Source organism: Rhizobium sp. R634 (genome assembly GCF_002211305.1).
GTDB lineage: Bacteria > Pseudomonadota > Alphaproteobacteria > Rhizobiales > Rhizobiaceae > Rhizobium.
In genome coordinates, this window is the sequence record NZ_LOKW01000001.1 from 579,410 (window position 1) to 601,514 (window position 22,105).

Here is a 22,105-nt window from a genome sequence, read left to right on the forward strand (position 1 = left end):
AACGTGTTAAGTAAATACGGATCGGGGAGGATCGATGCCGCATCTCACGATCGAATATTCGGCCAATCTCGACGGCCGCGCCGATATTGCCGCCCTCTGCCGGACGCTGCTGAAGACCGTGCTGGAGACAGGCCTTTTCGAGATCGGCGCGGTGCGCGTGCGTGCCCTTCGCGCCGATCACTATGCGATCGCCGATCAGCTTGCCGAGAACGCTTTCGTCGATCTGAACTTCCGCATCGGCAAGGGGCGAACGGCTGAGGAGAAGAAGCGCACGGGAGAAGCGATCTTTGCGGCGGCGACGGACGTGCTCGGTCCCCTCTTCGCTACGCCGCATTTCGCCCTGTCGCTGGAGATCCGCGAGATCGATGCGGAGCTGAGCTGGAAGAAGAACGCCATCCATCCGCGGCTGCGCGGCAAGTGACAAAACCCGCCGCGCGGGACGGGACAACATCAGGAAAATCGACGATGCCGACATTGCAGGAAAACATCGCAAAAGCCGAAACCTATCTTGCCCGCTTCAAGGAGCGCGGCGTCCTCAACCGCATCGGCGGCGAGGATATGGCAGGCGGTAACGGCGCCACCTTCGAGACCCTCTCGCCGGTCGATCTGAAGCCGCTCGCCACCGTCGCCCGCGGCACTGCCGCGGATATCGACCGGGCTGCCAGAGCCGCCAAATCAGCCTTTGGCGAATGGGCCGCCATGCCGGGTGATGCGCGCAAGAAGCTGCTGCATAAGATCGCCGACGCGATCGTCGCACGTGCCGAAGAGATCGCCTTCGTCGAATGCATGGATACCGGCCAGTCGCTGAAATTCATGGCCAAGGCCGCCTTGCGTGGTGCGGAGAATTTCCGCTTCTTCGCCGACCGCGCGCCGGAGGCCCGCGACGGCAAGGCGCTGCGCGCCGACGGCCAGGTGAACGTGACGACGCGCGTGCCGATCGGCCCGGTCGGCATCATCACGCCGTGGAACACGCCCTTCATGCTGTCGACCTGGAAGATCGCGCCGGCCCTTGCCGCCGGCTGCACCATCGTCCACAAGCCGGCCGAATTTTCGCCGCTGACGGCCCGCCTGCTCGTCGAAATCGCCGAAGAGGCCGGCCTGCCCAAGGGCGTGTGGAACCTCGTCAACGGCTTCGGCGAGGATGCCGGCAAGGCGCTGACCGAACATCCGCTGATCAAGGCGATCGGCTTCGTCGGCGAGAGCCGCACCGGCTCGATGATCATGAAGCAGGGCGCCGACACGCTGAAGCGCGTGCATTTCGAACTCGGCGGCAAGAACCCGGTCGTCGTCTTTGCCGATGCCGATCTCGAACGCGCGGCCGATGCCGCCGTCTTCATGATCTATTCGCTGAACGGCGAGCGCTGCACCTCGTCCTCGCGCCTGCTAGTCGAAGACAGCGTCTACGACAGGTTCACCGCGCTCGTCGCCGAAAAGGCGAGACGCATCAAGGTCGGCCATCCCCTCGATCCCGAGACGGTCATCGGTCCGCTGATCCACCCCGTGCACGAAAAGAAGGTGCTGGAATATATCGCGATCGGCCGCTCCGAAGGCGCGACACTGGCTGCCGGCGGCGAGAAGTTCGATGGCCCGGGCGGCGGCTGCTACGTCTCCCCCACCCTCTTTACCGGCGCCAACAACCGGATGCGCATCGCCCAGGAGGAAATCTTCGGGCCGGTACTGACGGCCATTCCCTTCAAAGACGAGGCCGATGCGCTGGCGCTTGCCAACGACGTCCAGTACGGCCTGACCGGCTATCTCTGGACCTCGGACGTCACCCGCGCCTTCCGCTTCACCGACCATCTCGATGCCGGGATGATCTGGGTGAACTCGGAAAACGTCCGCCACCTGCCGACGCCCTTCGGCGGCGTGAAGAATTCAGGCATCGGCCGCGACGGCGGCGACTGGTCCTTCGATTTCTATATGGAAACCAAGAACGTCGCCTTCGCCACCAAGCCGCACGCCATCCAGAAACTCGGCGGCTGAGCCGCCAATAGATAAGTACGCATAAGAGGAGGAACCCATGCCCCTGCCGACACCCAATCTCTATCCGCCCTTCAACATCGTGCGTCTCAGCCATGTCGAACTAGGCGTCACCGACCTCGCCAAGTCCCGCGCCTTCTATGTCGATACGCTCGGCCTGCAGGTGACGGACGAGACCGCCGATACGATCTACCTCAGGGCAATGGAGGAACGCGGCCATCACTGCATCGTGCTGAAGAAATCCGCCAAGGCCGAAGCCCGCGATCTCGGCTTCAAGGTCTTCGGCGAGGAGGATCTCGACAAGGCCGCCCATTTCTTCAAGGACAAGGGCCTGCCGGTCGAATGGCTCGAGCGCCCCTATCAGGCGCGCACCTTCCGCACCCGCGATCCGCACGGCATTCCGCTCGAATTCTATTCGAAGATGGACCGCCTTCCGCCGATCCATCAGAAATATGCGCTCTACAAGGGCGTCAAGCCGCTGCGCATCGATCACTTCAACTGCTTCTCGCCGAATGTCGACGAAAGCGTGGCCTTCTATAACGAACTCGGCTTCCGCGTCACCGAATATACCGAGGATGCCGAGACCGGCCGTCTCTGGGCCGCCTGGACGCATCGCAAGGGCGGCGTGCACGACATCGCCTTCACCAACGGCCGCGGCCCGCGTCTGCACCACACCGCCTTCTGGGTCCCGACGCCGCTCAACATCATCGACCTGCTCGACCTGATGGCGACCACCGGCTGGGTCGCTAACATCGAGCGCGGCCCCGGCCGCCACGGCATCTCCAACGCCTTCTTCCTCTATATCCTCGATCCCGACGGCCACCGCATCGAGATCTACTGCTCGGACTATCAGACGGTCGATCCCGATCTTGAGCCGATCAAGTGGGATCTCAAGGATCCGCAGCGCCAGACGCTCTGGGGCGCGCCGGCTCCCAAATCCTGGTTTGAACATGGCAGCCTGTTTGCCGGCGCCGAGGTGGTCGAGCCCGACTTGAAGGCACAGCCGATCATCGCGCCTTAGAGCCACTGCTGTCCGATTCAACGAGTGGCCGCCCCTCACCTTAACTTGCCGGGTCGAGCCACGCGTCTCGACCCGTCCTTCGGACCCCCGTTTCGACGGGGAGAGGGGACGTGCCCCGCGAGACTTCGGTGAGGGACGGAGAGGTTGCGGCGTGTCCCTTCGCCCCGCAAGCGAGGAGAAGGTGGCGGCAGCCGGATGAGGGGCAATTGTCCGAGATCGGGTATCCGAGGGCAATTCCCGCAAAGAGGAGACAGTCATGCAATTGAAGGACGCAACATTGTTCCGCCAGGCGGCCTTGGTCGGCGGCGCGTGGATCGAGGCCGGGGTGGATGGCATTGCCGTCGACAATCCCGCCACCGGCGAGATCCTCGGCCGCGTTCCCAATCTCGGGGCTGCCGAAACGAAGGCGGCGATTGCTGCAGCCGAGGTTGCGCAGAAAGAGTGGGCGGCGCGCACCGCCAAGGAGCGCGCGGTGATCCTGCGGCGCTGGTTCGAACTGATGATGGACAATCAGGACGATCTCGGCCGCATCCTGACGGCAGAACAAGGCAAGCCGCTCGCCGAGGCCAAGGGCGAGATCGCCTATGGCGCAAGCTTCATCGAATGGTTTGCCGAGGAGGCCCGGCGCCTCTATGGCGACATCGTGCCCGGCCACCAGAAGGACAAGCGCATCCTGGTGATGAAACAGCCGATCGGCGTCGTCGCCGCCATCACCCCGTGGAATTTCCCCAATGCGATGATCACCCGCAAGGCCGGACCGGCCTTTGCCGCCGGCTGCGCCATGGTGCTGAAGCCGGCCTCGCAGACGCCGTTTTCGGCGATCGCCATTGCCATCCTGGCCGAACGCGCCGGCTTCCCCAAGGGCCTGTTCAGCGTGCTCACCGGTTCGGCACGCGCGATCGGCGGCGAGATGACCGCAAGCCCGATCGTGCGCAAGCTGACCTTCACCGGCTCGACCGAAGTCGGCGCCGAGCTTTACAAGCAGAGCGCCCCGACCATCAAGAAGCTCGGGCTGGAGCTTGGCGGCAATGCCCCCTTCATCGTCTTCGACGATGCCGATCTCGATGCGGCGGTCGAAGGCGCGCTGATCGCCAAGTTCCGCAACAACGGCCAGACCTGTGTGTGCGCCAACCGGCTCTATGTGCAGGAGGGCGTCTATGACGCCTTTGCCGAGAAGCTCTCCAAGGCGGTCGGCGCATTGAAAACAGGCAACGGTTTCGACGAGGGCATCAATCTCGGCCCGCTGATCGACGAGTCTGCCCTTGCCAAGGTCGAGGAGCATGTCGCCGATGCGCTGTCGAAGGGCGGCCGGGTCGTTGCCGGCGGCCGTCGCCACCGGCTCGGCGGACGCTTCTATGAGGCGACGGTGCTCGCCGACGTCACTCCTGCCATGGCTGTCGCCAAGGAAGAGACCTTCGGGCCGGTGGCGCCGCTCTTCCGCTTCAAGGACGAGGCCGATGTCATCGCCCAGGCCAATGACACCGAGTTCGGCCTTGCCTCCTATTTCTACGCCAAGGACCTTGCCCGCGTCTTCCGGGTGGCCGAGGCGCTGGAATACGGCATGGTCGGCGTCAACACCGGGCTGATCTCGACGGCCGAAGCCCCCTTCGGCGGCGTCAAGCTTTCCGGCCTTGGCCGCGAGGGCTCGAAATACGGCATCGAGGAATTCACCGAAATCAAATATGTCTGCCTCGGCGGCATCGCCTGAGGCTTAGGAGCACCCTATGACACATCCGCGCTTTGCCACCTTCTTTGCCGATGGACGGAGCCGCTATGGTCTCGTGGGCAACCAGGGGATCGTCGATCTGTCGGAGCGCTATGGCTCATCCTGGCCGACGCTGCGTGAGGTCGTCGCGGACGCCGCTTTCGACCGGTTGCTCGACAAGGCCAGCGGCTTTGCCCCCGACTTCTTCTTCGACCAGATCACCTATGAGATCCCTGTTCCGGCACCCGAGAAGATCATCTGCGTCGGGGTCAACTTCCCCGACCGCAACGAGGAATACAAGGACGGTCAGGCCGCGCCTTCCAACCCGTCGCTGTTCATCCGTTTCCCGCGCTCCTTTACCGGCCATGACCAGCCTTTGATCCGGCCGCCGGAAAGCCCGCAGCTCGACTATGAGGGCGAGATCGTCATCGTCATCGGCAAGGGCGGCCGGCGGATCGCCGAAGCCGACGCCCTTTCCCACATCGCGGCTCTGTCGCTGTGCAACGAAGGTACGATCCGCGACTGGGTGCGGCATGCCAAGTTCAACGTCACCCAGGGCAAGAACTTCGACCGCACCGGCGCGATTGGTCCGTGGCTCGTGCCCTATCGGGATGAAAGCCAGCTTGCCGATATCAGGCTCGAAACCCGCGTCAACGGCGAGGTGCGCCAGAGCGACCGCACCAGCCGGATGATCTTCTCCTTCCGCAAGATCGTCAATTACATCTCCACCTTCACCACGCTCGTTCCCGGCGACGTCATCGTCACCGGCACGCCGACGGGCGCCGGCGCCCGCTTCGATCCGCCGATCTGGCTGAAATCAGGCGATGTCGTCGAAGTCGAGGCCGATGGCCTCGGCATCCTGAGAAACACGATCGCCGACGAGGTGTGAGATGCTGACGTCAAACGACATCGAACAGGCTGCGCTGAACCTTGACGAGGCAGAGCGGACGCGTGTCCAGACCGGACTCCTATCGTTGAAGCATCCTGAAATGACGATGGACGATGCCTATGCAGTCCAGAGCGCCTGGGTGAAGAAGAAGATCGCGCGCGGCCGCAAGCCGATCGGCTGGAAGATCGGGCTAACGTCGAAGGCGATGCAATATGCGCTCAATATCGACATTCCCGATTCCGGCGTGCTCTTCGACGATATGATGTTCGAGGACGGCGCCACCGTCCCGGCCGATCGCTTCATCCAGCCGCGCATCGAGGCCGAGATCGCCTTCGTGATGAAGGCGCCGCTGAAAGGCCCGGGCATCTCGATTTTCGATGTGCTCAACGCCACCGACTATGTGACGCCGGCGCTCGAAATCCTCGACACCCGCATCCTGCGCGTCGATCCCGAGACGAAGAAGGCGCGCACCATCGTCGACACCATCTCAGACAATGCCGCCAATGCCGGCATCGTCACCGGCGGCCGCGCCGTGCGGCCCGATGAGATCGACATGCGCTGGATGGGTGTGATCGTCAGCCGCAATGCCGAGGTCGAGGAAACCGGCCTCGGGGCCGGCGTCTTGAACCAGCCTGCCCGCGGCGTCGCCTGGCTTGCCAACCGGCTGGCGCACTATGGCGATGGCATCGAGGCTGGACAGATCGTGCTGGCTGGTTCATTCATCCGTCCGATCGAGGCGCGGCACGGCGACACCATTCATGCCGATTTCGGCCCGTACGGCTCGGTCGGTCTCTATTTTGCATGAAGGAGTGAAACATGCCGGCGCCCAGGAACCTCTTCAAGCAGGCCCTGAAAGAGGGGCGGGCGCAGATCGGCCTCTGGCAGGCGCTCGCCAGCCCCTATACGGTCGAAATCTGCGCCGGCGCCGGTTACGACTGGCTGCTGCTCGATGCCGAACATGCGCCGAACGACGTGCCGCTGCTCGCCTCGCAGCTACAGGCCATGAAGGGATCGGCAAGCCATGCGGTGATCCGCCCGCCGGTCGGCGAGACCTGGATCATCAAGCAGATGCTCGATATCGGCGCGCAGACGCTCCTCATTCCGATGGTCGACAGCAAGGAGATGGCGGAAGCCATGGTCCGCGCCGTGCGTTATCCCCCGCAGGGCGTGCGCGGCGTCGGCGCGGCTCTCGCCCGCGCTTCCGATTTCAACCGCATTCCCGACTATCTCCAGACCGCCAATGACGAGATCTGCCTGCTGCTGCAGGTCGAAAGCCGGGCGGGGCTCGCAGCCCTCGATGCGATCGCGACGACCGAGGGCGTCGACGGCGTCTTCATCGGCCCGTCCGATCTCGCCGCCGACATGGGCTACCTCGGCAGGCCGGGAGCGCCCGAAGTGCAGGCGGAAGTCGAAAAGGCGCTTGCCCGGATCCAGTCGCATGGCAAGGCCGCCGGCATCCTGATCGGCGATCTCGCCCTCTCCAAGCGTTATCTCGAACTCGGCGCCACCTTCGTCGCGATCGGCAACGACGTCATGCTGCTTGCCAATGCCACCGCCAAGCTGCTCGAGGACTTCCACAAGGCCGAACCGGCCAGGCCCGCGGGCGACGTGAAGGTCTACTGACCTTTCCCGTATCGTTTTTGCACGCTCAGTCAAAACGGACTGCACAGCTGGACAGGACGCCTCCCGGCCTTTCGACCATGATGATCGAAAGATCCAGGAGGAAGAGATATGCGTTTCAGCAACAAGACGGCGCTGATCACCGGCGGCGGCACGGGCATAGGCGCTGCCGTCGCCCGGCGCATCCGGCAGGAAGGCGGCAACGTCGTGCTCGTCGGACGGCGCCCCGCGCCGCTTCGCGCCGTCGCCGATGAGATCGGCGCCACCGTTATTACCGCCGATGCGGCCGATGGCGCTGCGATGCGGGCCGCGCTCGAAACTGTTGTCGAGACATTCGGTGGGCTCGATGTGCTGATCGCCAATGCCGGCGGCCACGGCGTCGGGCCGACGATCAGCATGTCCGATGAGACCTGGGATCTTGCCACCCGGCTCAACCTCAACACCGCCTTTGTCAGCGCCCGCGAATCCCTGCCGCATCTGATCCGCAGCAAGGGCAATATCGTCGTTCTCGCCTCGATCGCCGGGCTGTTCGCCGGGCCGGATGCGGCGGGTTACGTCACCATGAAACATGGCTGCATCGGCCTTGCGAAGTCATTGGCACGCGACTACGGCCGCAAGGGCATACGCACCAACACGGTCTGCCCGGGATGGGTGACGACTGACATGGCCGACGAGCAGATGCAGGTGATCGTCGAGAAGTTCAAGCTGAAAAGCATCGAAGAGGCCTATGCGCTCGTCACCAAGGACGTGCCGCTCGGCCGCCCGGCGAGCGCCGAGGATGTCGCCAACGCCGTCTGCTTCCTGGCCTCGCCGGAGGCTTCGATGATCAACGGCGCGATCCTGACCGTGGACGGCGGCGCCGGCACGGTCGACCTGCCGACGCTCGCTTTCGCAGAATGACAGGAGGAGAGTACGATGAACGAAAATCCGAAGGATTGGAAAACCTACGACGAATTCGCCTATGGCATCGACACCAACCGCCTGCCGGCGAGCGACGCGCTGGCCGGTTCTTCCTACAGGATCGGTTTCGATGACGGCCGTCTGCTCGACCTTGCCATCGGCAAAGGCGAGGCCGAATGGTCGGACGGCAAGGAAGGCGCCACCGACAAGGCTGAGGTGATCGAGGTCGCGCCGAACACCTATTTCATCGAGATCGTCTTCGCCGGCCGCCCGCGGGAGGCCGAAACGCTGATCGTCAACGTGGGGAGTCGCCGAGCGCTTTCGATCTATTCGATCGTCCGCGATGCCAAGGATGCCGCCGGCGAACCGCAGGTGGCGCACATCTTCCGGCCTGGGATCATCGAGAGCGGCGTTGCGAGCGGGCCGGAGCCGGCGGAAAGCCGCGATCTCATCGGGCTCAGGGCGCATTTCACCTACAGCCCCAACCATGTCTACGAACACACCTACCTCTCCTCGCAGCGCTATGCCTGGCAATGCCTTGTCGGCGTGCAGCGCGGCCATGGCGACGTCGATCTGACGACCACCTACAAGTTCGACGAGAACCAATACGTCTTCACCTTCCGGGAGTTCAAAATCCCGGTCGCCTCAACCTTCTTCTACAATTTCGACGACATGCGCTCGACCGGCAAATTCCTCGGCATCACCGGCGACGGACGCATCCAGAACAGCCCGGCTGGCGCCTTCATCCGCAAGGCTTCGATGACCTATTACCTGCCGGGCCAGGAACCGGTGTGAGGACAAGACAATGAAAAGAGCTTTCGACATCGTGAAGGCGCATTACGACGCCAACGACCGCCGCGATATGGACGGCATGCTGGCCGACATCGCATCCGACTGCCGCTGGACCGAAATGGACGGCTTTCCCTGCGCCGGCACCTATGTCGGTCCGCAGGAAGTCTTCAGACACGTCTTCCAGGCGCTCGGCGAAACATTCGATGGCTATACATTCAAGCTGGAGCGCCTCCTCGATGCAGGCGACGACGTCATCGCCATCGGTGACTATAGCGGCACCCACCGGCAGACCGGCAAATCCTTCAAGGCCCGCGTCGTTCATGCCTGGCGCGTGGCGGACGGCAAGATCCGGCGCTTCGAGCAGTTCACCGATACGCTGCGCGTCGCGGAATCGATGCGATAAAATCCGCGTGGCCCGGGGCAAAGCCGGGCCGCCTCAGGAAAGCGCGGCCTTGCGCCATTGCGACGGCGAAACAGCGTAGCGGGCGCGGAACGCCCGCGAAAAATGCGCGCTGGAGGAAAAGCCGAGCGCAAAGGCGATACCGGATATTTCACCGCTATGGCCGCCGGCCTCGCGCAGCTTTGCCGCAGCCAGCTGCAGCCGCAGGTCCCAGATATAATCCGACGGCGTCAGCCGCTCGGCCTCGAATGCGCGATAGACGTAGCGCACCGAACAGCCCATGCGCCGTGCGATCATGGCGACGGTGAGATCCGGCCGCGCGATATTGCCGGCGATGAACGCCTTGATGCGGGCCAGCAAGAGATCGAGGGGATCGGCGACCAGCCGCTGCGGCCGCCCCTCGCCGATCATGGTGCGGACGAGATCGATCATCGTCTGGCCGACGCTCGAACGCCGCGCCTCGTCGAGATGGCCGATTTCCTGCATGGTCGATTCCATCAGCGACAGCAGAATGCCGCACATGCCGTCCTGCCCGGCATGTGCGGTGAAGGGTGCTGCCAGCCGCTCGACCGCGGCCTGCGGCAGCGCCTGCCGCGGCATTTGCAGCAGCAGCTGGCGGACCGGCGTGCTGTTGGTCAGAACATAGGGCCGGCGCGGGTCGTAGATGACGAGCGCATTGGCGGCAACCGGCGCCTGCACGCCGCTTTGTCCGATCGAGGCGCTGCCCTCTGTCTGCAGGATCAGCTTGATCGCATCGGGATCCTCAGGCCCGGCCGTCACCCGTTCGCCGAAGACGACATGCCGGTCGGCTTCCAGCCGCGTCAGCCGGCATGCTCCGAGCATAGCCGAGAGCATCGCGCTCTTTTCCTCGTCGGCGCCACCGAAATCGAGCCTGACATTGCCGAACAGCGTGCGGGCAAGCCCTGCGAATTCCCGGCCCCGAGCCGTCTCGACATGGCGGTGATCGGCGGCAAAACGCATGACGGTCTCCTCGTCTCAGCTCGCCAGATAGGCGCCATGAAGAATGTCCGGCTGCGCTTTCAGCGTGGCGGCGGGGCCGTCGAAGACGAGGCGGCCGCGCTCCAGCACCAGAGCCTTGTCGGCAAGATCCAGCGCGAGATTGGCGAATTGCTCGATCAGCAGCACGCCGATGCCGCCGGCGGCGGCAATCTTCAGCGCTTCGGCCAGACGCTTGACCACGGCAGGCGCGAGGCCGAGCGAAAGCTCATCGACGATCATGAAGCGTGGCTTCGCGACGAAAGCCTGGGCCATCGCCACCATCTGCTTCTGGCCGCCGGAAAGATCCGATGCCGATTGGCGCCGGCGCTCGGCAAGCTCGGGGAAGATCTCATAGGCGCGCTCCAGCCCTTTCCGTCGCGCAACCGCCGACGGATCGAACGCGGCGACGAGGATATTGTCCTCCACGGACAGTTGCCCCAGCACGCGATGCCCCTCGGGAACGAGCGCAAGGCCCGCGCGGCGGATGCGGTCGGGTGCAAATCCTTCGAGCGCGATGTCTCCCAGGCGCACCGCGCCGCCGCGCGGCAGAACGCCCGCCATGGCCATGACCGTGCTCGACTTGCCCGCCCCATTGGCGCCGAGCAGGGTCGTCACCTTGCCGGCCGCGACCGAAAAGGAGATATCGTGGATGACGCGTTTGCCGCCACGTTCGACGACGAGGTTTTCGACGCGGACCTCGGAAATCCCGCTCATCTCAGAACTCCCCCAGATAGGCGCGCCGCACGTTCGGATCGGCAAGCACGGCCTGCGTCGGGCCGAGCGCCAGCAGCTTGCCGTAGTCGAGCACCATGGTTTGGCTGCACATGGATCTGATGAGCTCGACGTCGTGATCGATGACCAGAACCTGCGCGCGGAATTCGGCCGGAATGCGCAGTACCAGTTCGCGGAACACCTTTCCCTCCTCCTCGGTCAGTCCGGCGGCCGGTTCGTCCAGCAGGATGAGCTTCGGCTTGCCGACGACGCATTTCGCCAGCTCGACCAGACGGCGCTGGAAAAGATTGAGCGATTGGCCCAGCCGGTCGGCAACCGCGGTCAGGCCAACGAAGGAGAGCGCCTCATCCACCGCTTCGGAGCGATGCGCCGCGCCGACGACATGATCGGCGATCGCCGCGATGTTGCCGGCTACGGTCAGGTCTTCGACGACCTGCTCGGTCTGGAACGAGCGGCGCAGGCCGGCGCGCACGCGCTGGAGCGGCGACATCGGCAACAGCGCCTCAGCGCCGAGCGACACCGTTCCCTGAACCGGTCGAACGAAGCCGGAAAGCACGTTGAGCAGCGTCGTCTTGCCGGCGCCGTTAGGGCCGATCAGCCCTGCGACCGGCGCCGTCAGCACAGCGCTGAGCTCATTGATCGGCCTCACACCGCCGAACTGGACGACGAGATTGTTGATGGTAATCATCGTCCCCTCCCTCTCGATAGGCCGCCGTTCAGACGGGCGATCAATGCCGCGATCTGCCCGGCAATGCCGGCCGGCGCCGTCGCCAGCGCATGAAACAGCGCTATGCCGAAAATGCCGATCGTCACATAACCGTCGATGCCGAGATCGGTGAGCAGCGCCGGCACCGCGCGCAAGAGAAGCCCAGCGATCAGCGCCCCGTACCAGTTGAAGACGCCGCCGACGATGGCGAGCGCGAAGAGGTTGAGGCTCTCGAATGCACCGAAGGCGCGCCCGTCGAGCTGGCCGACATTGCCGGCCAGCAGCCCGCCAGCAAGGCCGGCGAGCAGGCCGCTGAGCGCAAAGGCCCAGGCCTTGTAGACCAGCACGTTGACGCCGCTCGCGACCGCGACGGTCTCGCCCTTGCGGATCAGCGCCCAGGCCCTGCCGGGACGCGCAAGCTTGTGCCATTGCGCGATTAAAAGACCGATTGCCGCCGCCACGCAGACATAGAGGAAATAGGCAACCTCGCCGTCAGCCACCACGGGTCTTGCCAGCATCTCGCGCCCCGAACCGTCGGCCCGGCCGAGAAAACCGGGACCGCCATCGGGAAAACCCCAGGCGCTGATGACGATCTGGAAGGCGCCCGCGAGCATGAGGGTGACGAGCGCGAGATAAAGGCCGCGCAGCCTGAGCGCCGGCACACCGAAGGCGAGCCCGACCGCGGAGGCGACGATACCGCCGGCAAGCAGGCTTACTTCGAAGGGCGGGCGAAAGGCATGGCCGACGCGCAGCGTCACCCAGCCGCCGACGCCGACGAGGGCGAACTGGCAGAGCGAAACCAGGCCGAGCTGGCCGTAGAGAATGGCAAGGCCGGCCACCGACAATGACAGCGCGACGGCCGAGGTTGCCGCCGAAAGCCAGAAGGAATTGGCGAGAAAAGCGACCGCGGCTGCGAAGATCGCCATCGTCACGGGAACATGCAAAAGCTGCTTCGGCAGGCGCATCATCGACAGGCCTTCGGCGTTGGAGGCGATAGTTTGCGGCTGAACGCTCATCGGTCTTTCAACGCGGCCTTCGCCGTGCCTCCGAGGATCGTGACGGCGGCAAGCGCGATGATGAAGGGTGCGGCGGCGCGATAGGGCGATATCCAGGCAAGGGGCGTCAGCGCCGCCTCCGCAATGCCGATCAGGATGCCGGCGGCGGCCGTCTCCCAGAGCGAGCGCAACTGGCCGAGGATCGCTGCGGCAATGGCCGGGATGACCAGCAGCGTCAGGAAGGTGCCCTGCAGCCGCACGAGATCGGCAAGCAGCAGGCCGGCAAGGCCGGAGAAGATACCGGTGATAATCCAGGCGGCCGTCTCGGTATGGAGGACGCGCACGCCGAGCACGGCGCTGAGATCACGGTCGTTGGCCAGCGCGCGCATGTCGAGGCCAAGCCGCGTGCGGGAAAGCAGCAAGGTGATCGCGACGACAATGGCGACGGCAAGAAGAAGAGCGATGATACGGGTATAGGTCAGGCGCACGGCAAAGAGCGACACGAACATCTGGTCGGTCGGAAACTGCAGGCGGCGCGGAAGCTCGCCCCAGAGGACACCCATGACGGCGATCAGCACGAGCGCCGGCGCCAGCGTGCCGACGGCGCGCACGACCGTATCGCGATGCGACAGCATCGGCGCGAAGATCCGCCCGTAGAGAAAGCTGATCGCCGTCGAGACGGCAACGGCGGCAAGGATGGCGACGGCGAGCGGCATCTTCCACTCGAGCAGCTGCCAGGCGCAATGCGCGCCGATCGCGCCGAAGGCGCCGAAAGCGAAATTGAGAACGCCGGTCGCCCGAAACAGCACGACGAGGCCGACGCCCGACAAGGCATAGACGGCGCCGATCCCGAGCCCCGATATGATGAAAGGAAGAATGTTCATAAGCCGATCCTCTGGGACTTATCGTGCCCCGCGGGGGTGATGCCGCGGAGCACGATGGCAGACGCAGGCTCAGTTGAGACCGGCGGACTTTTCGAAGGCGCGGATGTCCTTCAACTCGGGATCCGGCGACGGAGCGCAGTCGGAGACGACTTTCCACTTGCCGCCTTCGCTGACCGCCATGCGCGTCGTCGAATTGGCGTTGTGGCGGGTCTGGCCCTCGCCGAAATACCAGGGGGCGCAGAAGATATCGCTCTTGAAGCTCTTGATCCCACGCACGGCCGCCGATGCGGTTTCGCGGTTGATGTTGGCGGGATCGAGCGTCATCAGCGCCGTTTCGGCGATCCTTGCCGCGAGATAGCCGGCCTGGGCGAAGGTATCGCGCGGATCGGATTTCTGGCCGTACTGATCCATGACGGCGAGCCAGTTCTGATTGTCGGGCGTCGTCGCTTCGAGATCGTTGAACTCCATGTTGACGATGAAATTGCCGTCCCAGCCGGCGCCGATCGTGCCGGGCACGGAGAGATCATAGGCAGAGGCAGCGCTCAGGAACTTGATGCTCTGGTTCAGCCCCTGCTCCTCGGCGGCGGTCAGCAGCGGCACCGTCACGCCCTTGGGCAGGCCGAGGATGATCACGTCGGGCTTGGAAGCCGCCGCCTGCAGGATGGTCGATGTGGAATCGGCGGTGCCGGGGTCCATCAGGATCGTCTCGGCCGTCAGGCCCTTCTCCTTGGCGAGCTGGATGATTCCGTCGCAGGACCATGTGCCGACGTTCGGGATGTTCGGACCGATGCAGACCACCGACTTCGCCTTCAGATGATCGAGCGCATAGCCCATGGCGCCGAGCATCGAGACGCGCGGACCGGCATTGGTGGGCGCGTAATTTGCCGCGAAGAAGCATTCGCGGGGAACGCCGACGCCGGCGACGACGAGAATGCCTGATTTCTTGTAGAAATCGGCATTGGCGCCGCATTCGACGAAGCTCGAATTGCCGACCATCAGCACGGCCTTCTCGTCATTGACGAGTTTGGCCGCGAGCTGCGCGGCGGTCTCGGGATTCCACTGGTCGTCCTCGACCAGATATTCGACCGGCCGTCCCTTGATGCCGCCATTGGCGTTCAGGCAGTCGAAATAGGCCTTTGCGGCCCGGGTTGAGTTCGAGAAATCGTCCGGTCCGGTCTTGCCGGTGATGGCGCCGATCACGATCGGTTCGCCGGTCGCCGGCTTGCCGCTATTGTCGCCGCAGGATGCGGCGGCATGGGCGCTGAACGCCGAAACGAGCGTCAGCAGCAGGCCGATTGCCAGCCCTTTTGGATTGATAGGCATTGTCTCCTCCAGTTGTTGCCCCGCTCCCCACGGGGTAGTGCGATGGGCGATGCCGGGCTCAGCCGGAAATCGCCTTTCCTGTCATGAATGCTGCGGCCTTTGCCGCGATCATCATCGTCGGCGCGTTGGTATTGCCCGAGACCAGCGTCGGCATCACCGAGGCGTCGCAGACGCGCAACCCCTCGACGCCGGGCACCTTGAGGTCGGGTCCGACGACGGCCATGCGATCGTCGGCGCGGCCCATGCGCGCCGTTCCCGCCGGATGAAACACAGTCTTGGCCGACTGCCTGATGTAATCGCGGAGCGCCTCCGGATCCTTTTCGACGCCGGGCTTCGGCAGCACGCGGCGCTTGACCAGCTTGGCAAGGGCCGGCGCATCGAGGATGCGGATCGCGGTCTCGACGCCGCGCACCAGGGTTTCGATATCGGCGGGATCGGAGAGCAGGTTGGCGTTGAAATCCGTCTGCTCCCTGGGATCGGCGCTCTTCAGCCTGATCCAGCCGCGCGACCGCGGCCTGAGATAACATGGCCCGATGCTGAGGCCATGGCCGGGCTCCGGTTCGCGGTCGACGAAACCGATCAGCACGGGCAACACATGGAACTGCACATCCGGCTGGCCGGTGCCTGCGGTATCGACGAAGCCGCCGCATTCGACGACATTGGACGACAGCAGCCCACGATGCGATGTCAGGTAACGCAGCATGTGGCCGGCGGCGCGCAGGCCCTTGTCATGGCCGAGGATCGAGATCGGTTCGTGCGTTTCGCCCTGCACCGGCACTTCGAGATGATCCTGATAGTTGGCGCCGACGCCCGGCAGGTCGGCGACGACCTTGATGCCGAGCGAGGAAAGATGCGCGCCGTCGCCGATACCGGACAATTGCAGGATCTTCGGCGTGGCGATGGCGCCCGATGTGAGCGCGATTTCGCGCGACGCCTTGAAAGTCGTGCCGTCGAGCAGTTCGACGCCGGCGGCCCTCTGACCCTCGAACAGGACGCGCGCCACCTTGCGCTCGGTCAGCACGGTGAGGTTCGGCCGCTTCTCCGCTTCGCGCAGGAAAGCCTGGGCCGAACTCCAGCGCCGGCCGCCATGGGTGGTGCTCTGATAGAAGCCGACACCGGCCTGATCGGCGCCGTTGAAATCGTCATTATGGGGAATGCCGATTTCGGTCGCCGCCTTGACGAACGCCTCGCTCAGCGGATGCCGGTGGCGCGGATCGGAGACGTGCAGGCCGCCCTTCTTGCCATGGAATTGGCCGTTCAGCCGCTCGTTGCTTTCCAGCGAGCGGAAGGCCGGGAGCACGTCGTCATAGGACCAGCCCTGGCAGCCCATCTGCGACCAGGTGTCGTAGTCGTTGCGATGGCCGCGAATATAGATCATCGCGTTGACCGAGCTGCCGCCGCCAAGCACATTGCCCTGCGGCACGATGCTCGGCCGGCCGTTCAGCCCTTTGTCGGGGTTCGATGCATAGGGATGGATATCGATCCCCTTGCCCAGCACCTTGAAGAAGGTGGCAGGGATATGGATCCACGGATCGGCGTCGCGGCGGCCGGACTCGATCAGGAGCACTTTGTGCGCCGGGTTTTCCGACAGGCGGTTGGCCAGCACGCAGCCCGAGGATCCGCCTCCGACGATGATGTAATCGTAAGTCGTCATGGCTCAGCTCAGCACCGTCTGGATCGTCGTGAATTCCTTCAGCCCTTCGGCGCCGAATTCGACGCCGATGCCGGATTGCTTGACGCCGCCGAAGGGCGCGTTCGGCTGGATCGCGCCGTGCTTGTTGATCCAGACCGAACCGCATTCAAGCTGCATCGCATAGCGCTTCGCCTTCTCGACATCGGCAGACCAGACCGAGCCGCCGAGGCCGGCCGGATTCTGGTTGGCACGGGCGATCACCTCGTCGAGATCGCTGTAGCGGATGATCGGCAAAGCCGGGCCGAACTGCTCCTCGTCGACCAGCCGGACGCCGTGGTCGACATCGGCGACGAGCGTGATCGGGTAGAAATAGCCGGGCCGGTCCAGCGGCGCGCCGCCGGTCAGGATGCGGCCGCCCTTTGCGCGCGCATCGTCGACGAGATCGCGCACCTTGTTGAACTGCAATTCGTTCTGCACCGGGCCGAGGATGCTTGCCTCGTCCAGGCCGTCGCCGATGGCGATATTGCCGGCATAGTCTGCAAGTGCGGTGCAGACCTCCTCATAGATGCTGTCATGCACGTAGAGGCGTTTCAGCGCCGCGCAGGTCTGGCCGTTGTTGATGAAGGCGCCCCAGAACAGGCCCTCGACGATGCTCTTCGGATCGACGTCGGGCAACACGATGCCGGCATCGTTGCCGCCGAGCTCCAGCGTCAGCCGCTTCAAGGTGGCCACCGCCGAGGCCATGATCTTCTTGCCGGTCTCGGTCGAGCCGGTGAAGGTCATCTTGGCAATGCCCGGATGGGCGGAAAGGGCGGCGCCGATGCTGTTTTCGCCGGTGATCACATTGACGACGCCGGCCGGCAGCACCTCGTTGATGATCTCGACGAGGCGAATGGTCGAAAGCGGCGTCAGGGGCGACGGCTTGATGACGACGGTATTGCCGGCGCGCACCGCCGGCATGATGTGCCAGCAGGCGATCATCACAGGCCAGTTCCACGGCGTGATCGAGCCGACGACGCCGATCGGCTTGCGGTGCAGCTCGACACGGCCCTCATTGTCGTCCTGCAGGATTTCGACCGGCAGATCGAGTTCGGCCGTATGCCGCGTCCAGGCGAGCGCGCCGCCGATTTCGAAGCGCGAGCCGAGACCGTTGAGCGGCTTTCCCTGTTCGCGGGTCAGGATCTGCGCCAGTTCTTCGGCATGCTCGCCGATCTTCTCCGCGATCGCCCGGCAGGCCGCTGCCCGCTCCTCGTTCGACGTCCGCGACCAGCCTTTGAAGGCTTCGGCGGCGGCGGCGACGGCCCTGTCGAGATCGGCCTCCTGGGCAAGCGGCATATAGCCGACGACTTCGCCGGTCGATGGGTTGGTGACCGGCGCATGATCGGTCGTGGCGACGATTTCGCCACTGATGAGCAGGGTAGACTGCTTCACGATATTCTCCTCCCGTGAGATCGAGGAGAACTATGACTTTCGCTGGAAAAGCCGTCTTGGGGAGAAACGCGCCGCGGCTTGGACGGAAGCGCAGATTGCGCTTCAGATCATCTTCTGCACCGGTTCGCCGGAACGAAGCAGCTCGCTCGGGGCGCAATCGAACAGCTCCTTGAAGCTGCGATTGAAATAGGAAATGTCGTTGAAGCCGGCGGAATAAGCGACCTCGGCGATGGTCGTCGCGTTGCGCTGCTCCTTCAACTGCTCGATCTTCTCGCGTGCGAAGCGCAGGCGCTTGTCGCGGATGACGGTGGTGCAGGTCATGCCCATGCAGTGGAAATCTTGCTGCAGCGTGCGGATCGATACACCGAGCCGCGTCGCCAGCCATTTTGCGTTGAGATCGCTGTCGGTCAGGTGTTTGTCGATCAGTATATCGACCATCTGCATGCGCCTGCCGGCGCTGTCATGCAGGGAATTCAGGCTTGCGGTCTGGATGTCGGTCGACAGAAATGCCTGGCGAGTCGTGTCGAACATCAGCTGGCGCAGATGCGGCGAGGCCGCCTCGCTTTCCGGCGTCGTCATCATCTTGGCGATCAGCGCGCGCAGCATCACCGCCATCGGATCGCCGGCCGAAAGCTTGCGGCCCACGTCGAATTCCACCTTGCTGCCCGAATACATCAACTGCCGCGGCAGATGCAGGGAGAGATGATTGGAGAAGTGGCCGCGGAAAAAGAACGTGGTCGGGCGCGTGGAATCGACGAGGATGCATTCGCCGACGTCGAGGATGTTCTGCCGGCCGGAATGCTCCACGCCGCAGGCGCCCTCGAGCTGCATGATCAGGAACAGATGCTCGTGCGCATCGCGGCGAATGTCGTCCCAGCCGCGATGGACATAATCGAGATCGTTGGAGACATGGGCGAATTCCATGCCGCACACGTCGATGCGGCTTGCCGTGCCGATCACCTTGTCGCCGCGCTCCATCGTATGCGCGTTGAAATTCCCGCAGATGTTATGAAGGTCGTCCGCCCACTGATCGTAGGGTGTCGGCGACCATGTGCGATCGACAAGGCTGCGGTTCTGCAACAGGTCCAACTCTGCCTCCCAACAGTGTCAGCATCGCTAAAGACTGCAACAGGCCGGTCCGATCGTCAATCATATCTTTAACACATTAATTAAGAGGGCCTATTCCTCACCCTCCGGAGCGCCTTCGAGCCTCAACGCCGCCAGTTCGTCGAGCATATCCAGGAGCTCTTCGACCCGCTCGGCGCCAAAGCGGGCGCCGATATCGGCATAGACCTTCAGGCTCTCCGGCATGACCTCGTCCACCATGGCCTGCCCCGCCGGCGTGATGCGCAACAGCACGCGCCGGCCGTCAGCCTTGTCCTTGTGCTTGGTGATGAAACCGCGCTCCTCAAGCGAGCGGATCATGCGCGTCAGGCTCGGCGCCAGGATCGAAGCCTTGTCCGCCACCTCGCTCGCATCGAGCATTCCCGCTTCGGAGAGCACGCGGATCACCCGCCACTGCTGCTCGGTGACGTCGTGCGCCGCCAGGATCGGCCGGAAGTGGCTCATGACTGCTTCGCGCGCGCGCAGAAGCCCGATCGCCAGGGATCTCCGTCGCTCCGGCGACGCCTGAGCCATCGGCGACAAAGGTATTTCGGCCTGCTTCTGCTGTCTGTTGCTCATTCGGCTCCCCGCACGCATGGAATATCGGATTCTTCGCGAACTGTACGGTCGACGGAAAATCACCAGACAACTAGTTAACACAGCAAAGACCAAAGGCCAGCCCTTGCCATGGGATGGCTTTTCCAGTTCAGCCGAGCGCGTGACCGGCCAAAGCGTATATTTTCGGCGTGCCGGCGGGGCGGCGTTCGCGGACTTCCGGCCAGGGGCGCCCGCGCGACATGGTGGTGACGGTGTCGAAGACGGCAAGACCGCAATGGGAGAGGAAGTCGGAAAAGGCTCCGCTTTTCTCGCGCGTGTCGAGCCGGAGGAACTTGCCCGCATGCGCCGCGACATGCGGGCGAATGACGGCGATGGCGTCCGCATCGCTGGCGGCCGCCGCCGGGCCGATGACGTGCCCGCGGCCGAACCGCCGGCAGAAGGAGAAGGCCTCGAGCTTTCCGTCCCGGAACAATCCGAGGCCGCTGGAAGCGGGGAGAGTCTGCTTGAGCAGTGCGGTACGGTCCGCGCCGAAGGCCTGTGCATCAAGCGCGGCGATGGCGGCGAGGTCGGCCATGCCGAGCGGCCGGATTTCGGCGCCGGGCGGTGTCTCCGCCTCAGGGGGCAAGGATGCCTCGCCCTGACATTGGGAGACGACGGCTTCCATGGTGAAGTCGAGGGAGCGATAAAGCCGTCGCGACGCCCGCGTGGCGTTGAGGCCCCAATTGCCTTCGGGAACCTGGTTCAGAACGTGATCCATCAGCCATTGGCCGGCGCCCCGGGCCTGCAGGCGCGGCGAGGTGATGACGAGCCCGATCGTGGCAAAATCCCTGCCATAGGGAAACCACATGGCGGAGCCCAAAACGCGGCCCGCTTCGTCAAGCGCCACCACGCCCTTGCCGAGCTCGCGGACGAATTGCCAGTCGTCGGCGCGGTGCGGCCAGCCGACACCGATCGAGAGCGTATGCAACTGTTGGAGATCGACCGTATTGATGTCGGCGATGCGCATCTCGAAGCTGTCGACCAGTCTCGATTTCCCAGCACTCACGCGCGTCCTCCAGAAATTGATCCCCATGACAACGCCGGCCAAACGCAGAATCCGACGTCTCCTCCCAGCCAGACTATAGGAAACCCGCCAGCAGAAATCGCTGGTCAATTCGATGCCGGCGCAACAATCAACCAAATCAGCGAAGCTTTCGGCATCTAAAGCCTCGCGTCCTGGAAAAGAGTCCAGTCGGCGATCTCGTCCTTCACGCAAGAGGTTGGAATGTCTTCTCAAGTCAGCGCCCACAGCTCTTCCATGCCGCTAGTCGAGATCCTCCAAAAGCTCATCGGCTTTCCCTCCGTCGTCGGCACACCCAATGGCGCCATCGTCGGCTGGATCGCGGCCTATCTCCGCTCCTTCGGGATCGAAGCGCATATTCTTCCCGGGCCCGAGGGCGACCGCGCCAATCTCTTCGCGACCATCGGCCCCGCCGACAGGCCGGGCTACATCCTCTCCGGCCATATGGATGTCGTCCCCGCCAGGGGAGCCGGCTGGAGCGCCGATCCCTTCGTGCTGAGAGCCGAAGGGGAGCGGCTCTATGGCCGCGGCACGTCAGACATGAAAGGCTTCCTGGCCGCCGCCCTTGCCGCCGTGCCGGCGTTGACGGCAAGCCCCCTCGCCCGGCCGATTTACCTCGCCTTTTCCTATGATGAGGAGGCCGGCTGCCGCGGCGTGCCTCATCTCCTTGCAAGGCTGCCCGATCTCTGCGCGCCGCCCCTCGGCGCGGTGATCGGCGAACCGAGCGGCATGCAGGCGATCCTCGCCCACAAGGGCAAGGCCGCGGCGCGCATCACCATCAAGGGCCGCTCCGGCCATTCTTCCCGGCCCGATCTCGGTCTCAACGCGGTCCATGCCATGGCGAACGTGCTCAATGCGGCAATTTCAACGGCAAAGGATCTGACGCAAGGGCCGTTCGACGGCGCATTCGAGCCTTCCTATTCCTCCCTGCAGGCCGGAACGATCAGCGGCGGTCAGGCCGTCAACATCATTCCTGAAGTCTGCACGCTGGAAGTGGAGGCGCGCGCAATCTCCGGCATCGATCCCGTCTCCCTGCTTGCTCTCGTGCGCGACGCGGCGGAAGCGGAGAAGGCACGCGGCTTTGCCGTCGAATGGGAAATACTGAGCGCCTATCCGGCCCTCTCGCTCGCGCCGACCGCACCGCTTGCCGGTCTCCTCGGGGAACTAACCGGCAAAGCGCCGCTCGCAGCCGTCAGCTACGGCACCGAAGCCGGTCTCTACCAGCGCGCGGGCGTGGATGCGATCATCTGCGGTCCTGGTGATATTGCCCGCGCCCACAAGCCCGATGAGTTCATTCTGACGAGCGAACTCGCTGCCTGCCAGGCGATGGTTGAGGCGCTCGCCGCCCGCTGCCGCGCCTGACCTCGGCAAGA

General features: G+C 64.4%; 22 protein-coding genes. 11 read left to right on the forward strand and 11 right to left on the reverse strand.

Annotation, left to right across the window (positions count from 1 at the left end; translation table 11 throughout):
* The first annotated feature begins 34 nt into the window (after positions 1-34).
* The 10 genes from ATY77_RS02525 to ATY77_RS02570 all read left to right on the forward strand — a co-directional run bounded on the left by ATY77_RS02525 (position 35) and on the right by ATY77_RS02570 (position 9,310).
* A complete protein-coding gene (locus tag ATY77_RS02525) occupies positions 35-421 on the forward strand; it encodes a 5-carboxymethyl-2-hydroxymuconate Delta-isomerase (RefSeq protein ID WP_088685935.1) in 387 nt (128 codons plus the stop codon).
* 44 nt (positions 422-465) lie between these two features.
* Positions 466-1,983: a 5-carboxymethyl-2-hydroxymuconate semialdehyde dehydrogenase gene (gene hpaE / locus ATY77_RS02530; protein ID WP_088685936.1), complete on the forward strand. Its 1,518-nt coding sequence runs from the start codon at positions 466-468 to the stop codon at positions 1,981-1,983.
* Positions 1,984-2,020: 37 nt separating this feature from the next.
* Positions 2,021-3,001 (forward strand): 3,4-dihydroxyphenylacetate 2,3-dioxygenase, encoded by a 981-nt coding sequence (hpaD, locus tag ATY77_RS02535; RefSeq protein WP_088685937.1) that lies wholly within the window; start codon positions 2,021-2,023, stop codon positions 2,999-3,001.
* 256 nt (positions 3,002-3,257) lie between these two features.
* Positions 3,258-4,709: an NADP-dependent succinate-semialdehyde dehydrogenase gene (gene gabD, locus ATY77_RS02540; RefSeq protein WP_088685938.1), complete on the forward strand. Its 1,452-nt coding sequence runs from the start codon at positions 3,258-3,260 to the stop codon at positions 4,707-4,709.
* 16 nt (positions 4,710-4,725) lie between these two features.
* Positions 4,726-5,595, forward strand: coding sequence for a fumarylacetoacetate hydrolase family protein (locus tag ATY77_RS02545; RefSeq protein ID WP_088685939.1), 870 nt, complete (start codon positions 4,726-4,728; stop codon positions 5,593-5,595).
* A gap of 1 nt (position 5,596) precedes the next feature.
* Positions 5,597-6,400 carry a 2-oxo-hept-4-ene-1,7-dioate hydratase gene (gene hpaH / locus ATY77_RS02550; RefSeq protein WP_088685940.1) on the forward strand — a complete coding sequence of 268 codons (804 nt, stop codon included), beginning with the start codon at positions 5,597-5,599 and terminating at the stop codon, positions 6,398-6,400.
* Between the two features lie 11 nt (positions 6,401-6,411).
* Positions 6,412-7,218: a 4-hydroxy-2-oxoheptanedioate aldolase gene (hpaI, locus tag ATY77_RS02555; RefSeq protein ID WP_088685941.1), complete on the forward strand. Its 807-nt coding sequence runs from the start codon at positions 6,412-6,414 to the stop codon at positions 7,216-7,218.
* Positions 7,219-7,326: 108 nt separating this feature from the next.
* Complete coding sequence (locus ATY77_RS02560; RefSeq protein WP_088685942.1) at positions 7,327-8,115, forward strand: SDR family oxidoreductase; 789 nt, start codon at positions 7,327-7,329, stop codon at positions 8,113-8,115.
* A gap of 15 nt (positions 8,116-8,130) precedes the next feature.
* The gene (locus ATY77_RS02565) at positions 8,131-8,910 is read left to right on the forward strand and encodes a MoaF C-terminal domain-containing protein (protein WP_088685943.1); all 780 of its coding nucleotides are present in this window, start codon (positions 8,131-8,133) and stop codon (positions 8,908-8,910) included.
* Between the two features lie 10 nt (positions 8,911-8,920).
* Positions 8,921-9,310 carry a nuclear transport factor 2 family protein gene (locus tag ATY77_RS02570; RefSeq protein ID WP_088685944.1) on the forward strand — a complete coding sequence of 130 codons (390 nt, stop codon included), beginning with the start codon at positions 8,921-8,923 and terminating at the stop codon, positions 9,308-9,310.
* Between the two features lie 33 nt (positions 9,311-9,343).
* On the opposite strand, the gene ATY77_RS02575 is transcribed toward ATY77_RS02570, so the two are convergent.
* The 11 genes from ATY77_RS02575 to ATY77_RS02625 all read right to left on the reverse strand — a co-directional run bounded on the left by ATY77_RS02575 (position 9,344) and on the right by ATY77_RS02625 (position 20,744).
* Positions 9,344-10,288 (reverse strand): helix-turn-helix domain-containing protein, encoded by a 945-nt coding sequence (locus ATY77_RS02575; RefSeq protein ID WP_088685945.1) that lies wholly within the window; start codon positions 10,286-10,288, stop codon positions 9,344-9,346.
* 15 nt (positions 10,289-10,303) lie between these two features.
* Positions 10,304-11,020 (reverse strand): ABC transporter ATP-binding protein, encoded by a 717-nt coding sequence (locus tag ATY77_RS02580; protein ID WP_088685946.1) that lies wholly within the window; start codon positions 11,018-11,020, stop codon positions 10,304-10,306.
* Between the two features lies 1 nt (position 11,021).
* On the reverse strand, positions 11,022-11,726 hold the full coding sequence (locus ATY77_RS02585; protein WP_088685947.1) for an ATP-binding cassette domain-containing protein: 705 nt from the start codon (positions 11,724-11,726) through the stop codon (positions 11,022-11,024).
* Positions 11,723-12,760 carry a branched-chain amino acid ABC transporter permease gene (locus ATY77_RS02590; RefSeq protein ID WP_088685948.1) on the reverse strand — a complete coding sequence of 346 codons (1,038 nt, stop codon included), beginning with the start codon at positions 12,758-12,760 and terminating at the stop codon, positions 11,723-11,725. Before ATY77_RS02590 ends, ATY77_RS02585 begins: the two co-directional genes overlap by 4 nt.
* Positions 12,757-13,623, reverse strand: coding sequence for a branched-chain amino acid ABC transporter permease (locus ATY77_RS02595; protein ID WP_088685949.1), 867 nt, complete (start codon positions 13,621-13,623; stop codon positions 12,757-12,759). The genes ATY77_RS02590 and ATY77_RS02595 overlap by 4 nt, the downstream gene beginning before the upstream one ends.
* Positions 13,624-13,692: 69 nt before the next feature.
* On the reverse strand, positions 13,693-14,946 hold the full coding sequence (locus ATY77_RS02600) for an ABC transporter substrate-binding protein (protein ID WP_088685950.1): 1,254 nt from the start codon (positions 14,944-14,946) through the stop codon (positions 13,693-13,695).
* A 58-nt stretch (positions 14,947-15,004) separates the two neighbouring features.
* Positions 15,005-16,600: a GMC family oxidoreductase N-terminal domain-containing protein gene (locus ATY77_RS02605; protein ID WP_088685951.1), complete on the reverse strand. Its 1,596-nt coding sequence runs from the start codon at positions 16,598-16,600 to the stop codon at positions 15,005-15,007.
* A 3-nt stretch (positions 16,601-16,603) separates the two neighbouring features.
* Positions 16,604-18,010 (reverse strand): aldehyde dehydrogenase family protein, encoded by a 1,407-nt coding sequence (locus ATY77_RS02610; protein WP_088685952.1) that lies wholly within the window; start codon positions 18,008-18,010, stop codon positions 16,604-16,606.
* 102 nt (positions 18,011-18,112) lie between these two features.
* Positions 18,113-19,099, reverse strand: coding sequence for a helix-turn-helix domain-containing protein (locus tag ATY77_RS02615; RefSeq protein WP_088685953.1), 987 nt, complete (start codon positions 19,097-19,099; stop codon positions 18,113-18,115).
* Between the two features lie 90 nt (positions 19,100-19,189).
* Positions 19,190-19,648: a homoprotocatechuate degradation operon regulator HpaR gene (hpaR, locus tag ATY77_RS02620; protein ID WP_245314294.1), complete on the reverse strand. Its 459-nt coding sequence runs from the start codon at positions 19,646-19,648 to the stop codon at positions 19,190-19,192.
* 172 nt (positions 19,649-19,820) lie between these two features.
* Entirely contained in the window at positions 19,821-20,744 is a 924-nt protein-coding gene (locus ATY77_RS02625; RefSeq protein ID WP_190237578.1) for a GNAT family N-acetyltransferase, read from the reverse strand.
* Positions 20,745-20,969: 225 nt separating this feature from the next.
* On the opposite strand from ATY77_RS02625, the gene argE reads away from it, so the two are divergent.
* On the forward strand, positions 20,970-22,094 hold the full coding sequence (gene argE / locus ATY77_RS02630; RefSeq protein ID WP_088685955.1) for an acetylornithine deacetylase: 1,125 nt from the start codon (positions 20,970-20,972) through the stop codon (positions 22,092-22,094).
* The last annotated feature ends 11 nt before the right edge of the window (positions 22,095-22,105 follow it).